Genomic DNA, 15,283 nt, shown 5'->3' with positions numbered 1-15,283 from the left:
ATATTAATATAAGTATATCATAAAAATTAGTTTGATAATAAGTCACTTTGTCGATTTATTTTTAAAGGTGTAAGTTAGCTGAATCATAAAAAACCTTTGCAGACCAATAGACTGAATATCTTCAACATAGCCCTCTCCAATGGTCCTAGTATTAAAAACATTCTTGTTCAGTAAATCATATCCATGGAGCTTCAGTACCAATTGCCTGTTACTTGTCAATGGCTTAGCTATATAAGCATTTATAATAACTGCATTTGTATTATAACCCGAAGATCTACCTGTGTTCAAATTGTATTTTATTTTTCCACCGACAGTAATACTCCAGGGTACATTTACATTGCAATCTAAAGAGAATCGATAGTTGAGAAAAGTCAAATTATTTTGCCCCTTATTCGAATACTTCAAATTATTGTAGTTAAAAGTAGCCGAGGTAGAAAGATCAAATATCTCTTTGTATGTATAATTTAAGGAGATTGATTGCATCGTAGAAATAGTTGTGCTAGACCCATCCTTCCCATTCCAATAATTAATATCACGATTTAGGCTTATTAAACTTGTAAAATTGATTGTATTCCCCTTAGTTTTTAGAGGATAACTATTGTCAACGGATAGCTGTATAATATATGCACCATTTTTATTAAGAGGCTGATTGATCTGGCGTGCCAGTGTATCTGTCCACGTTGCATTAACAATCTTGTTACTTAAAAATTCTCCGTTCATCACAACTGATAAGCTCTTCAAATTCTCAACATTTATACTACTATATCTAAATGATATACTATGATTGTGTGCTGGCTTTAAATCCTTATTTCCCAGTTGTATAAATAATGGGTTAGAATTGTAAATAACTGGCTGTATCTGGGAAATATCTGGTAACTGGGAACTTATGAGATATGAAAAGTTGAATTGCTTATTTGGGGCGAAGTAATAATTGAAAGAGATATTTGGCAAGAAATCCAAGTTTCGCAACTTTGCATCTATATTATGACTAGCGTTATTATTATTCATATCACCGATATACGTGAAAAGAGAAAAAGTATAGTCATATTTCTTATTTGATGTACTTAATGATATTCCACCGTAATGATAAAAAGATTTATTCTCAATTGTATTACTTAAGCTATCATTAAAGAGGTTATATTTCCCTTTGTATTCATCGTAGTCAAAGACAGGATTGTTAGATGGAGAATTGTGCCGTGTATACACATATGAAAAAACTAAGGAATGATTCTTCATTACTGGCTCTGCGTACGTGAACGACAATTGGGTAAATTGGTTTACACTGGATAATACTCTTTTTTGATTTATCGTATCACTTATAGACTCCCCGCTATTCAAGGTATATTGACTACGAGAAAGATTATAGTTATCACCTTTAATATTACTATTCCCATAAGCTATCTCTATATTCAATAGCCGTCCATCTTTTCTAAATTTCTTCTCAAACATTAAACTGTTATAAAAATTAGACCCATTTCCAACCATTGAGTTATTAGCTAATCCACTATTTAATATTTTAGTCTGTTTATCTGACAGTTGGAAATAATTGCCTTGAGTATCAGTATTAGTTTTATAATTAAATAAAATCGAATACGACAATGTTTGTAAAGAATCTATTTTATACTCTACTTTGGTATTTATCCTATGATTTGTTGAATAATAAGATATTTTAGATTGTTGGTTATAGTAATTTGAATCAGAAATGAAATTCTGCCTAGTACTTTTCTTTTCATAGTCCTTCTTGCTATTCTCAATAATATAGTTCCCATATACTTTCAGCTTAGAATTTATATCCTCACTATAATTTACTCCGGCATTCCAAGACCGAACGAATCCTTCGCTGCCTTCAATTCTTCCCTCTTGATAACCATTTATATTGTCACCGCTTATAAAAAAAGCCATTTGTTGATTTGCCCTAAATCTACTGGCCATAGTTTTCATTGAAAACTTATTTTTTAAAGCATAGGAAGATGATAACTGACCAGATACAATGTCCGCTTTATCTTTCCTTATAGTTATATTAATAATTTTCTCTTTGCGTTCTCCATTAACCTCCTGAGATAACAATTGAGCCTTCTTTCTATCAATTACTTGTATCTTATCAATCAATTCAGAAAGTATATTTTTGGTGATTAAAGTAGGATTGTCCGCGAAAAAAGGATGACCATCTATTAAAATCTGTTTTACAACTTCACCGTTTATTTTAATGCTCCCATCATCTCCGACTTCTATACCCGGTATTTTCTTAAATAGCTCTTCCACTAATGAATTTTCCTTGGTACGAAAATTATCAGCGCTATATTCTAGTGTGTCCCTTTTAACTCGCACTTGTTTCTTTATCCCCTTAACTTCGAATTGAGACAAATTCAGGCCGACCCTTTCGAGCGCTAAAACCCCCACGCTTAATGAGTCTTGCTTCAATTCAACTTTTATTGGATACACCAGATTCTTGTATCCCAAATATGTTAAATTCAAGAGATAATTACCAGGCAAAATGTCGTTTATCACGAAAGACCCATTCTTATCAGTATGAGTGATTGCCACTCTTGTAGAATCTTGAGTTCTCAAACAGGTCACTGATGCCCCCGATAAAAAGACAAATAAGTCGTTATCACGAACGCGTCCAATAATCTTGGTCGGACTAGCTACCTGCGACCTAACTTGAAGTGCTAGTAAGGTAATAACAAACAGAAATAGTAATTGCTTCATATGTGGATTACCAGTAGTCGTAAATTCAATATTTTGATTGCAATAGAAATGCAGTAGAGAGCATTAATTGTCAAGAATTAAAAAAAAAACTAGAGTGAGTGCTCATTGCAGTGGATGATTATAATTTTGGATTAACAACGAAAAGGTCACAATGGTGAAGAGCAAGTGTGACCCAATTCCGGGATAGCTTAAAGTTATTTAACTACATCAATTTTAAAGAGAAAATGTAAACCCTCAAATATCTTAATCCCGTATTAGGTAATACTTCTATGCAATGAATTAAAATTAACCAATTCACTAAGCCTATGCGTAACTTTTGTTTATGCAATAATCAATATCCATATTATTATTTATTGGAATAAATGAATGACTCAAAATAACAGATACTCAGATGGTTAAAACCGATATTCCTACAATCGATGCTGATATTATTCCACTGGAAAATGGTAGAATTAATAACATATCCAGACCGGCTCAACGCAGAAAATTAGCAATCATCATAGGTGCTGACTCATTGGGAATTACCGCGGCTTACGAATTACTAAATAGAACAGATATTCTCCCAATCTTAGTAGAGAAAAGGAAGGAAATTGGAAGAAACTTGAGGTCGGTAAATTATAAAGGTAATCGTATCGATATCATTGGAGATCAATTTTGTTCAAATTCAATTAGAGTAACAAATTGGCTAAAGAGCGTTATACCAACTCAGAGAAGGGATCAGCTTATAAACCACATTGGCTTCAGTCTTCTAGATTCAAATTTTGAACAACGAGGTGAAGCATACAACAATGTGCTATTAACTCGCCAATATATATCTGGAATTTACTCTCATCGAAAGTTCCTAAGCTATCCCTATAGCCCGTCATTAGAAATCGTCAAAAAGATTGGACTAAGTAACTATCTCATTGTCTTATTTTCATATATCAAAGCATTTTTGGGGCAATGTAAGCAAGCAAGAAACATTCAGAACTTCCTAATAGACTATTGGGGTGAAAAATTTTATTCCCTTTTCATTGAAGGTTATTGGGAGAAATACCTGGGTGATTCTTGTCATAGTTTTTCTCTCGATAAAGATTTCCAGGTTAGTAGCGCATGCTATAATATCAGCAGAGGGCGTGGAGAATTTCTGTTTCCCAAACTAGGACCGGGGCAATTATGGCAGGAAATAGCAGCAAAGATAATTAAACTTGGAGGCCCAATACCACTGAATAATAAGAAGATCAAAATTTGTTCCAACAATCGTTCAACTATAACAACAGTGTCCATTGAGAACAAATTTGGTAAAATCTATTCATTTGAATGCGATTATTTAATTCCCTCAGTTCCTCTACAGGACCTTGTTGGTGATTTTGATTTTGACATCCCATTTCGAATAAAGGACTCTTTGTGTGCATTACGATACAGAGATTCTATTACCGTATGTGTCTTATTGAAGGGAATGTCCTATCAAGATCCCAAAACGGGCGAATCGAAGCTATTGAAACTAAAAGACACATGCATATACATAAGTGAAAAGGGCGTCAAAGTAGCACATATACAGTTATTCAATAACTGGAGCCCATTCATAGTTAACGATCCTGGAAATATTTGGATAGGGATGGAGTTCTTTTGCCAAAAGGATGATAGTTTCTGGAAGTTAAATGATTCTGATTGATTGAGTTAGCAATATCCGAGTTAATAAAGATAGGATTTGCACCAGAGCCCAATGTCATAGATACTTCTGTTTTACGAGTAGAAAAGTCCCATCCACTTTTACAAAAGATAACCATCAATTCAAAGGGGTCAAAGAATATTTATATGGAGTGAAAGATATTTTCCCAATGGCTAATGATGATTATCCTAATTACGACAGTTCTATATTATCAGCGATGCTTGTCGTCGATAGAATTTGTGCTGGTACCGCAAAGGATATGCAAGGATAAGTGATCGTACTAAACATGTTGGTTATTAGTTCTCATTGAGCAAAACAATATATTCCCAATAAACTCTATCAAAAAAATGATCATTATGAGAAAGGAGGCATCCATTTTTTTTAAAAGTACCATATTCACCGATCCGAAATACAAATGGTACTTATGGATTGCTATCCCTGCAATACTTATACAGCTTATCATTTTTAAATTTTTCTATCCTTTTGCTGGATTTATTAATGGCGATTCATATGTTTACTTAGAAACAGCTTATCATAATTACTATATAAACACTTATCCAATCGGATATTCAAAGTTTCTCAGGCTATTTAGCGTTTTTACTAAATCAGACACAGCATTAGTTGTTTTCCAGTACGTCTTATTACAGCTTAGCACTCTTTACTTCTTATTCACCGTAATTTACATATATGAACCAACAAGAGCTACTCGAATTTCATTATTTGTTTTTCTAATTTTGAATCCTGTTTCATTGTACCTTGCTAATTATGTGTCAAGTGACTCACTCTTCCTGTCGCTTAGCCTAATCTGGATCACACAATTAGTTTGGATTTGCTATGAGCCCACGAACAAAATAATATTTCTAAATGCCCTAATTCTGGCATTAGTTTTTACGATAAGATACAACGCTTTATACTATCCAATAATACAAGGTGTTGCCTTACTAATGGCGAAGCATAGAATATGGATTAAACTAGCCGGATTTTCACTAGGAATTGTGTTAGTTGTAATTTTTATGCAGTTTACTAGCAGTCGGTACTATAAGTTAAGCGGCAATCATCAGTTTTCCCCTTTTACTGGTTGGCAAATGGCTAATAACGCAATGTATGCTTATCGTTTTGTTGATAGTGCGCATGTCAAAAAAGCGCCTCCTCGCTTACAGAAAATAGATAAAATGGTAAGAACATATTTTGATACAACCCGCGATGTAAATAAGCATCCGTCAGAAATGCTTATTGCTAGCACGGTATACATGTGGGCTCCTAATTCACCTTTATCCATTTACATGGAAGACCAATTTAAAAAGGACTCGTCTGCCTCTGCATTAAAAAAGTGGTCTGGTGTTGCTCCATTGATGAAGGATTACGGCACATTTTTGATACGACAATATCCAAACGAATTCATCAGATATTATTTGATACCAAATGCAATAAAGTATTACGCTCCTCCAGTTGAATTTCTTAGTACATACAGTACAGGAGTTGATAGTGTTAGTTACATTGCAACTGTGTGGTTTGACTATCCAACAAATAAAATTAAGACCCGATTCAAAGATTTCAAAGTAAACATTTTGGACTTTTATCCTGTATTCTCTGGTGCCATAAATGTGGTTTTAGTATTTAGTATTATAAGCTTTATCATTTTAAAAGGGTACAAAGAGCATCCTATTCTAAAAATAGGTCTAGTACTAGTTTTCTGTTTATGGCTTACAAACTTTGGCTTTAGTGTATTTGCATCCCCAATAGCACTTAGGTTTCAATTACTACCAATTATAGTATCTACATCGTATACTTTTTTATTAATAGAATTTTTAGTAAAGAAAGCTACAGTAAAAGATACCAGTCTAAATATTGAATCACACTCAATTACAATGGAAATAGAATAAGGAAATATGAACTATTGATTTATAACAAAGGATATAAGATTAATTATCATGAAGAAGAAAGATATATTAATAATTGGATCAATTATTATCCTCGGGTTAATTGTATTTGAATCTGCCAGTAAATTCATTGACACTAGCTTTAAAAATGCTTCCAAATATAAAAATAAAAGTTACCCCGAGTTAGAGGGACAGGTATTGCCATCGTTTAACCTTCTATTGCCCGATAGTTCAACTATTGTTGATGTTAACCCAAGCGGAGTTAACATCCCTACAGTCCTATTCTACTTTGGCCCAGATTGTCCCTATTGCCAAAAAGAAATTTTGGAAATCACTAAAGAGATAGAAAAACTGAAAGACATTAAGTTTTATATTTTTACTCCTTATCCGTTCAAAGAGATGATAACTTTTTATGAGCGTTTCAATCTTAAACAATATTCAAATATTACAACAGGGCAAGATTACAAATATTTCTTCGCGAGCCATTTTAAGATTGAAAGTGTTCCCTGCATAATGGTTTATGGGAAAGATAAACGGCTCAAGGGGACATTCATTGGAAATATAAGTCCTGAACAGATTATAGAGTTGACTGACAAGTAAGTATGTTGCGTAACATAAAATAGGCTAGTTCTTGATTGCAAGCTGGGATTGGCCAAAAACATGGGGAAGCCGAAAACCATCATAAAAGAGTAGGCGTCATTTTATGTATAAAGTTTAGCTTTTTGAATTAAAAAGCATCTATCATTATGAACAAAGCAAAATTAGCATTAACAGCTGTTGCTGTTTTAGCAGTTATAGGTGGTGCATTGGCTTTCAAAGCAACTACTACTCGCGCGTTTTATTCAACAGGTGTTGCTGGAAAGTGCGATGCTTTCTATTCTAATACCAAATTGGATTTAACCACAACTACTACTATTCCAGGTGCAACTATCACATTCCTTTCTACAACTAAGGATGCGTTACATGCTTGCCCTCAGATTACAGTCGTTCCAGGTAACTAAAAGTAATATTCCAAATGTGCAGCGATTCTTTTTAATGTTAATGCACATTTAATATTATCAAAAAATGAGGGGGGCCATTCTGTAATGGGGTAGGCTCCCCTTTTTCAATTTTACAGAACAATTTTGCATGGGATTTAAATGTCGAACTATAAATACTTAATATGTATAGTCTTATTCCGATAGCGCCTGTAAGATATAATATGGCTCTCTGTTTGCTCTAAAAGTAGTCCTTTCTTAAACAGGCATGCATTATTAGAGGATATTTCATATCACAAATCTGAGATTTAACAAGACAGATAAAGCTCATTTAATATTCACCAGGCTTCTTGGATCAATCTTTTCACATATTTAAATTTAAATCATGAAAAAGGCAAAAATACTACTGTTATTTATCGCGATATCGGCAGGTATTAGTATTGCATGTGCTTATAAAGCAAGTCAGACAAGCACCTTCTATAGAGACACTGGCAGTGGTCATTGTTCTGCACCATTAGTGACATTACTATCTCTAGCTAATCCATTAGACCCCCAAGCCTTTACAACAAACCTCTCAAAGTTTTCCACTTTGGACGTTTGTCCAGTCACTTATGTCAAATTGGGAAGCTAATATCTAATCGAGCCGCATTACCTAACGGAATCCGTCGCGTTAACGTATTCTTTGATCCGATTTTCGACTGGTAGCTGTTGCCAAGCTGTGTCCGTAGCTATTTCATCTCATCAGTTAACAAGTAACTACATATGTACTTATCAACTGGAATGCCCTTCTCCCTAGTGAGACGAACATGAGGAGAAAACCACTTGGCAGCATTGCTGATTGATGGAATACAATATCGAAACTACCGATATCGGCACGGGTATATAACATAGCGGATCGTGCTACTGCGTGTTGAGATCTTGTAGTCAGAAATTTGTAATCCCGATTTCGAGAAATAAAGTAATGTATACCTAAAATTAACACTTCAATAGACTGCTATATAATTTCCTTTAACGTACCATTATCAACAGGAGGATAAAATATCAACCAGGTAACATTAGCAGCACCATAGCCATTAGCATACAAGCCAATGACTTCGTATGTGGTGATATATATAACAATACAAAATTCATATACATCTCTTACTTTTAAATGGCGCATTGAATTCATGTACTCGTTATCTAGACGATGATGATACCTGGTACTCCTGATAGAAATTATTCATCCTGCTTTTGATGAAAAATATCTGTACGAGATATTTTTTGTCTCAAATTATTCATTCGCAAACTCCACTGTCTGATTATTATTGAACTATTTTAGAGCAACTAAAAAATAGGCTTTCATTAAAGCAAATAATAATTTACAAGTTATTCTGCTCTCCAAATAAGAATTGCAATACATTACAAATGATTAATTGACCAATACATGGGAAAGTAGGATAAACAGACCTTACATACCTTGGTCAAATTAGTAATTGACTACGGATTACTTATTGGCAGTTTTATTTGTCGTATCGATAAGTAAAGATTCTGTTGGAGTTTTAATTGTATAATCCAGATTTAAGCCACTATCAATTCCCTTCAGTTTCGCAGATACGCCCTTAGTCATCCATATTGGGGCGGGTTTATCCTTCAAATAATGGTCAAAAAACTGCGACATGCGTATGCTAAAATCCATGCCTTCTTTCCCATAAATACCATGGTCGCCCGGATAAACTAACATCCAAGATCTCTTTCCTAAACGACGCAATGCGGTAAAAAATTCAATAGCATTCGAAAATGAGCAAATTCCATCATCCTTAGTATGCATAAGCAAAATTGGAGTAGAAATATCATATGCTTTTAAAACTGGAGAATTCTTAATGTAAGAATCTAGTTTATCCCAAAGAGTCCCTCCCATCCTAAATTGCCCTCCCTCGTACATTCCCTGCAAACTATTACCTAGAGAGCTTAAACTCCCAAAACCGCTTATCCAATCCGCTATTCCGGATGCGGAACAAGCGGCTGCGAATAAATTAGTTCTTGTTATCAAATAGTTAGTTTGAATTGCGCCCCAACTACAACCTTGAAGCCCCATTTTTTTTGCGTCAACAAATGGAAGCTTTGATACATGTTCAGCTGCTGATACAATTGCATTGTAGGCACTCTGCATTGGCTCACCGGTTGTATACTTTATGTCAGGACAAAAAACCAAATATCCGTTACTCACGTAATAGGGAATATTAATAACACATCCAGAAATTAATTGTTCTGGCATTATAAAGGCGTTCAATCCATCAGATTTTGATTCATAGTAATTAAAAATAACAGGATACTTCCTGGAAGAATCAAAATTTTCAGGCTTATATAAGATCCCTTTTAAAGAAGTGCCATCTAAAGATTTCCATTCGTGTAACTCACTTGTGTACCAATTATAACTATTTTGGGGTTGAAAGTCTGTTATGGCTTTAAATGTCTTAAAATCATTTGTAAAAAACAAATTAGGATATTCTGTAGCACTCATTCTCCTCACAATGAACGAATTTACTTTCTTTGCTTTGATTGGAGTAAAACTAGACCCTTGAGGAGTTGTTGTATTATTTGGTATATCGTAAATAAAAGATCCCATTGTCAATAAAACCGGATCTGTTTTTCGTCCAAGCTTGGCAGAATAAAATCCATTCTCCTTTGTATCGGGATTGAAGGCTGTCAAAAACAATTTTTCCTCCGAATTAATAATACCATTTGAGGTATTGCTCCAAGTCAGCGAAAATATAATATTATTTCTTTTCCCATAACCATTCGTTATATTAACTGGTGAAAAAACTCCAACGGGATCCAATAACCATACATCGTTCTCATCGTATACAATTACTGCCGAATCATTATTTAACCAGCCTTCAATTGATTTTCCATTATCTTTTTCCCATTTATTATTTATTCCCTTTGAGATATTCCTAATAACTCCTTTACCTATTTCATAAGTAAAATAGTTCTTCTCAATCCTATCATAGTATATTAAATATTTTCCATATACAGATAACTCAGGATAAACATTTTCCTTAATTGCGCCAATTGATGTTTTTATTCCTGTCTTGGTAGAGATTAAATAGGACGTCGGATTACAAGCAGGGTTCCAGCCATTCTCTCCGCTTCGTCCGTCATTTTCCTGGTGAGTCACTACAGCAATTGAATCTCTTGATGGCTTATTGTTAAAAATCCAAGCCATTTCATTTTCCCTCTCTAAAAGGAACAGATTACTTTTTTGAATATCTACAATAGCATTATAAGTTCTCGAATCGGGATCTTGCAGCTGTTGTGATTGCAATTTCTTATCGTTAAAATTCCATACATCAGGCTGAGAATGATCTATAACCCTCTTAGGATATTTCTTTTCTCTCAAAGTAATAAAAAGACGACTATTGTCATTACTAAAATTTGAGAGATTTCCCAATTCAAGATTCTCATTTTCTGCTCCCGGCACCCCTGATAATACAAAATGAGACTCATTTGTTCCAAACTTGTAATACCAAATTCCATCCTGACTCTTGGTCTCATCCTTATCCCTTGCAATAAAAGCCAAACCGCTACCATCATTACTGAGAGTCATACTACGTAAACCACTACCCTTCCAAAAATTAAATGTGCGACCACTAGCAATATTCGCCCAGTCCAAAACTTGCACAGTGTCAGTGCCAGTTTTCTCCTCCCTTTGTAAAAAAATGATACCACTATTATTACTGAAGAAATAGTCTTTTACAGATAAAAAAAACGCACTTCTGTCAGTTCTAAGAGTTCTAAGACTTTTAACTACCAGTCTTTCTTCAGGCCCTTTTTGCTGATATGCAATCCATTCTCCTTCATTCGAAAGTCGATATGAAATTATATTGCTTAAACTATCAAGAATTCGTGTGCCTAAATTAACTATATAAATTCTGTCCGATTTAGTAACAATTGCTCTCTTGCTATCAGCTGTAAATTCCACATTATCAATATTATGAAACTCTATTTTCCAAACTCCTTTTGTAGCTTGTAGAATCAACCCCCTACTGCCAACAGATTGATGATCAACCGAGTAGTAGACAAATTCGCCATTATCAGTTAAATTAACACTTTCGACAATCGGCCACCGATCATAAGAAGTCGAGTCAATTAAAAGTTTATCTATTTTATAAGGTTTTTCGATATAATTTTTAGTCGGTGACTTTTGTCCCAAAGAATCCAACCCAAGCAATATAAAAAATGAAAGAAGAAAAAAAAATCTCATTACTACGAATTTATAAGCTCCATCAATTGTTATAACTAAAAATCATGCATTAAGAAAGATTAAACATAACCTAGAAGTTGAAAAAAATATATTCATTTTCAACTTCCAAAGTCATTCAATTATTTTATAGATTAGTCATTTAAATAGGCGTTCCAACACCTCCCCATTTTAATAGTCATTTGTTATATTGTAATGTAAGGAAATCCACTGCAGTTTGAGTGCTACCAAATTAGCAGAGGCCAATTAAATTAAGGCGTTTGCTGCGTAATCTAAGATATGCATCGTTATATGCAGATGCATATATCTAGGCCAATAGTTTCCTCAAGAACATGATCCAAATTTAATCCAATAAACAAGCCATTCAGATCTCATTATTTGTATTATAAATAACTCATCACCAGTCCGTGTAATCAAACCATATTCTGAAGTTGTGATTTGGTAACGACAGGGAATGAATAGGTGGATCGCTCTCATCAATTATGTAGTGAATGTAGAAATAAAGTGGAAAGTGGACCGTTAATCAAAGGTTAATACAATTGGGTTCACATCTTATTAGCATCCACTGAACCCGATGCCAGTGCGCGAAAAAGGCATGCTCGATAAGATCAAAGGACCATTACGATTGCTCTATACTTGACATAATTGTAAAATTGTTGTATATTGGTTTTGCCCCTTAACAGACTAATTGAAATATGGATTACCCTACAATACCTGCATTAAATGTTGATCACGAATTTGGTAAAGATATTTCTCCTTTTTTAGCAGACCTGGTAGTATTACCTATTGATAGCACTGGATCTGAAGGTAAGTTAAATACAACAATACTGGACAAACTTGGTTACTCTTATGCAGTACTGCCAAGTGAAGATAAACTGACAAATGGTTATCATTATTTTACAGGATATGAAGGTTGCGCTAATATCCTATTTGTTGTTACGGTTGGTGATGGTGAGACTAAAGACCTTTTAAAGGATAATCTAAAAGTGGCACTGGAGGAGGTAAAAACACGCGACGCTGATCAGACAATATGGATACCTCTAATGGGAACCGGGGCTGGGAACCTTTCGCATGAGGAAAGTCTTTATATTACTGCCGAAGAGATAAATTACGCCAGGGAAATATATGGTCTTGCTGCATACTTCTATATATCATTACCAGCTTCAGTAGATGAAAGTTGGCTGAAACAACACGTTAGAGAGAGTAAACGGGGAGGGAACAGGCATAGGATAACGAGTGCAGAACTTTTTGTAGATAATTTAAAGGTGAATACTTACATCCTTAGCCTTGGGGCCAAAAGTAATAGAGATGTTGTTAAGTTGGTAAACGGTGAGACATGGCGCCAGAATGATAAAACGCATCCCTTAACACAATTAATGGGAGGGGTTGATGCGAAGGATATCATTATCTATAATATGTCACAGAAGTTTTACAATTCAAATTTCCAAAAGTCGAAAAGTGGGGAAATGTTAGAAATTACTGCGATTGGAATTGTTGTTAACCTACCAGACAAAAAGAGAATGAAAATTGATTGGCGAATGAGCCGCCTCAACATAAATGTCCAAAGTCTGAGGTCTTATACTGAAAGGCTAGAACGGGCTTGGTACAGGGATATTGTAGCAGTGCTGGAAAATCTTAGTTCTGCTGATTGGGGTCAAATTGCAAATATTACCCTTTCCCCGTTTGTTACTCCTGTAAAAATTTCAACCGGTAGAATAAGTCACTTTCATAGTGATATTGACACCACAACAGATCACCTGAATATCTCCCAGGACGTAGCTGCCTTCGCCCGTATTATTGCCGCCAGAAGCTTTCAGCCCCCTCTTGCAATTGCTGTTTTGGGTAAGTGGGGATCAGGGAAGAGTTTTTTTATGGAGCAGTTGAGGCGGAAGATCCAGGAGTTATCCTGGGGTAGTATGGAAGATGCATATTGTGCAGGTATTGCTCAAATTCATTTTAACGCATGGTCTTATATGGATACCAATCTCTGGGCCAGCATAATATCGAGAATTTTTGAACAACTAAACGTTTATATTCAGGCCGATGATTCAAAAGAGGAAGCAAAGAAAGAAATCAGGCAAATCCTCACAAAAAGCCTGAACATCACCAAGGAGGAAATTACCTTTCTTGAAAATCGGAAAGAGCAAATTGACAATCAGATCGAAGCACTTGAGAATAAAGAGGTAGAACTTCGGAATGAATTAAATGAAAAAATAAAAGCGATCAGAACGAAAACACTGAAGTCAGTGGTGGCAAATGTAGATCAACAATTTCATGTCAAGAAGCAGATTATTAAATCGCTGAACGAAAACAGGTCCTTCGGCAAATCAAAAAAGGAGCTAAGACAAATAGTTCCGGAAGAGTACTGGAATAATCCAGAGGAAGCATATAAACAAGCAAAGTCAACCTATTCATTTCTTTGTACCTTCTTTCGAAAGGGGAAAATTTTATCCAACTCCTTGTGGTTCCTCTTTATTGTTTTCCTGATAGTTGCTGTACCCTTTGGGTTATTTTGGTTGGAACAACAAATAGTCATAACAGGATTTCTTATTCCTCCATTTATAATAACATTTTTGTCTTCTGCAGGAATTGTATTTACGCGCATGATGTCTACCTACAAGGAGTTAAAGCCGGTGATTGCCTCGTTCTGGAAAATTAAAGAAGCGTATGAAACCGCAGTAGAAGATGCTGTTGATAAGATGAAACAAGAAGAGAAAGCCTTAGCACTTGAGATTGAAAAAGGGAGAGCGGATTTGATTATTGTCAATGAGCAAATAGTGTCCGCAAAGGCAATACAGGCTGATTTAGACTTTAGAATCAGCAATGCACTCGCTACTGAAACGCTATATAACTTTATTGATAAACGCTCCAAAAGTGAAGATTATCGAAAGCATTTAGGAATTATTTCTATTATTCGAAAGGACTTGGAGACTCTGAATGGTCTTTTTTATGATCATCAGGGAGAGGTAAACGAAAATGGTGAGACTGAGACATTCAGGAGTCATTTTAAAGTTAAGCTACAAAGAATAGTGCTATACATAGATGACCTTGACCGCTGCCCTGAAGAACTGGTTGTACAGGTGCTGGAAGCAGTCAATCTATTGATGGCATTTCCGCTTTTTGTAGTGGTGGTAGGAGTCGATTCCCGTTGGATAAAGAATGCTTTGATTAAAAAACATGCTTTGCAGTTCGGAGGGCTAAAGGAGCAAATGGGTGAGAATTTGGAATGTTTGGAGCCTGCAGATTACCTGGAGAAAATATTTCAGGTGCCTTTTCGCCTAAAAGAACCAGATGATGAAGAAGTGAAGGCTATGATCAATAAGCTGGCGAATACAGGTCCTCTCCTTGCTGCCAAAAGATTGGACGGTGAATCCATTGACCCAAATCATGTAAAAGATATTAAAATACCAGTGAAAAATCTGATTGAAGCACATATAAGTGAGTTCACGGAGGTGCCTGGAGAACAGGTACATACAGCAAGTGATAATGCAAAACTATATGTTCCAAAGAAAGAAACAAAAAGCAATGATCATCAGGTTGAGGTAAGAGAACAGATTGAAATGCTCGTTTTGACACAAGACGAAATTGACGTTATGCAGCAAATGGCTGGATTGCTTGGGGCTAATCCGAGAACGGTGAAGCGATTCGTCAATATCTTCCGAATCATTAAAGCGCATGAAGGATTCCATTATGAAAATGAGGAAAAAATGAAGGATTTGACTGCCATATTATTTATACTATCGTTTTCACTAGGACCATTTAGGAAATTGGTACCTGATTTTGTAAAGCACCTCTTCGAATCCAGGTTTGAAGATGGGCATTTAAC

General features: G+C 35.1%; 8 protein-coding genes. 5 read left to right on the top strand and 3 right to left on the bottom strand.

The features are described 5' to 3' along the window. Positions 1–42 precede the first annotated feature (42 nt). Positions 43–2,709: a TonB-dependent receptor gene (locus tag AC1DP6_RS33850; RefSeq protein WP_477058835.1), complete on the bottom strand. Its 2,667-nt coding sequence runs from the start codon at positions 2,707–2,709 to the stop codon at positions 43–45. A gap of 391 nt (positions 2,710–3,100) precedes the next feature. Here AC1DP6_RS33850 and AC1DP6_RS33845 point away from each other — a divergent pair, with 391 nt between their 5' ends. The 4 genes from AC1DP6_RS33845 to AC1DP6_RS33830 all read left to right on the top strand — a co-directional run bounded on the left by AC1DP6_RS33845 (position 3,101) and on the right by AC1DP6_RS33830 (position 7,241). Next, positions 3,101–4,363, top strand: a complete 1,263-nt coding sequence (locus tag AC1DP6_RS33845; protein ID WP_477058834.1) for a hypothetical protein — start codon at positions 3,101–3,103, stop codon at positions 4,361–4,363. 353 nt (positions 4,364–4,716) lie between these two features. After that, positions 4,717–6,243 carry a hypothetical protein gene (locus AC1DP6_RS33840; RefSeq protein ID WP_477058833.1) on the top strand — a complete coding sequence of 509 codons (1,527 nt, stop codon included), beginning with the start codon at positions 4,717–4,719 and terminating at the stop codon, positions 6,241–6,243. Positions 6,244–6,291: 48 nt separating this feature from the next. After that, positions 6,292–6,840: a TlpA family protein disulfide reductase gene (locus AC1DP6_RS33835; protein ID WP_477058832.1), complete on the top strand. Its 549-nt coding sequence runs from the start codon at positions 6,292–6,294 to the stop codon at positions 6,838–6,840. Between the two features lie 146 nt (positions 6,841–6,986). Then, positions 6,987–7,241, top strand: a complete 255-nt coding sequence (locus tag AC1DP6_RS33830; RefSeq protein ID WP_477058831.1) for a hypothetical protein — start codon at positions 6,987–6,989, stop codon at positions 7,239–7,241. Between the two features lie 970 nt (positions 7,242–8,211). On the opposite strand, the gene AC1DP6_RS33825 is transcribed toward AC1DP6_RS33830, so the two are convergent. Both AC1DP6_RS33825 and AC1DP6_RS33820 read right to left on the bottom strand, forming a co-directional pair. Next, positions 8,212–8,385 (bottom strand): hypothetical protein, encoded by a 174-nt coding sequence (locus AC1DP6_RS33825; protein ID WP_477058830.1) that lies wholly within the window; start codon positions 8,383–8,385, stop codon positions 8,212–8,214. 315 nt (positions 8,386–8,700) lie between these two features. After that, complete coding sequence (locus tag AC1DP6_RS33820; protein WP_477058829.1) at positions 8,701–11,460, bottom strand: alpha/beta hydrolase family protein; 2,760 nt, start codon at positions 11,458–11,460, stop codon at positions 8,701–8,703. A gap of 692 nt (positions 11,461–12,152) precedes the next feature. On the opposite strand from AC1DP6_RS33820, the gene AC1DP6_RS33815 reads away from it, so the two are divergent. After that, the coding region (locus tag AC1DP6_RS33815) for a P-loop NTPase fold protein (RefSeq protein ID WP_477058828.1) at positions 12,153–15,283 on the top strand (3,131 nt) is incomplete at its 3' end.

The sequence above is a fragment of the Chitinophaga sp. 01L420 genome (assembly GCF_056399985.1).
This window is presented reverse-complemented; position numbering and strand designations above follow the sequence as displayed.

Coding starts and splice junctions, on each gene's coding strand:
- AC1DP6_RS33850 (WP_477058835.1), bottom strand. CDS start 2,709: ATGAAGCAATTACTATTTCTGTTTGTTATTACCTTACTAGCACTTCAA.
- AC1DP6_RS33845 (WP_477058834.1), top strand. CDS start 3,101: ATGGTTAAAACCGATATTCCTACAATCGATGCTGATATTATTCCACTG.
- AC1DP6_RS33840 (WP_477058833.1), top strand. CDS start 4,717: ATGAGAAAGGAGGCATCCATTTTTTTTAAAAGTACCATATTCACCGAT.
- AC1DP6_RS33835 (WP_477058832.1), top strand. CDS start 6,292: ATGAAGAAGAAAGATATATTAATAATTGGATCAATTATTATCCTCGGG.
- AC1DP6_RS33830 (WP_477058831.1), top strand. CDS start 6,987: ATGAACAAAGCAAAATTAGCATTAACAGCTGTTGCTGTTTTAGCAGTT.
- AC1DP6_RS33825 (WP_477058830.1), bottom strand. CDS start 8,385: ATGAATTCAATGCGCCATTTAAAAGTAAGAGATGTATATGAATTTTGT.
- AC1DP6_RS33820 (WP_477058829.1), bottom strand. CDS start 11,460: ATGAGATTTTTTTTTCTTCTTTCATTTTTTATATTGCTTGGGTTGGAT.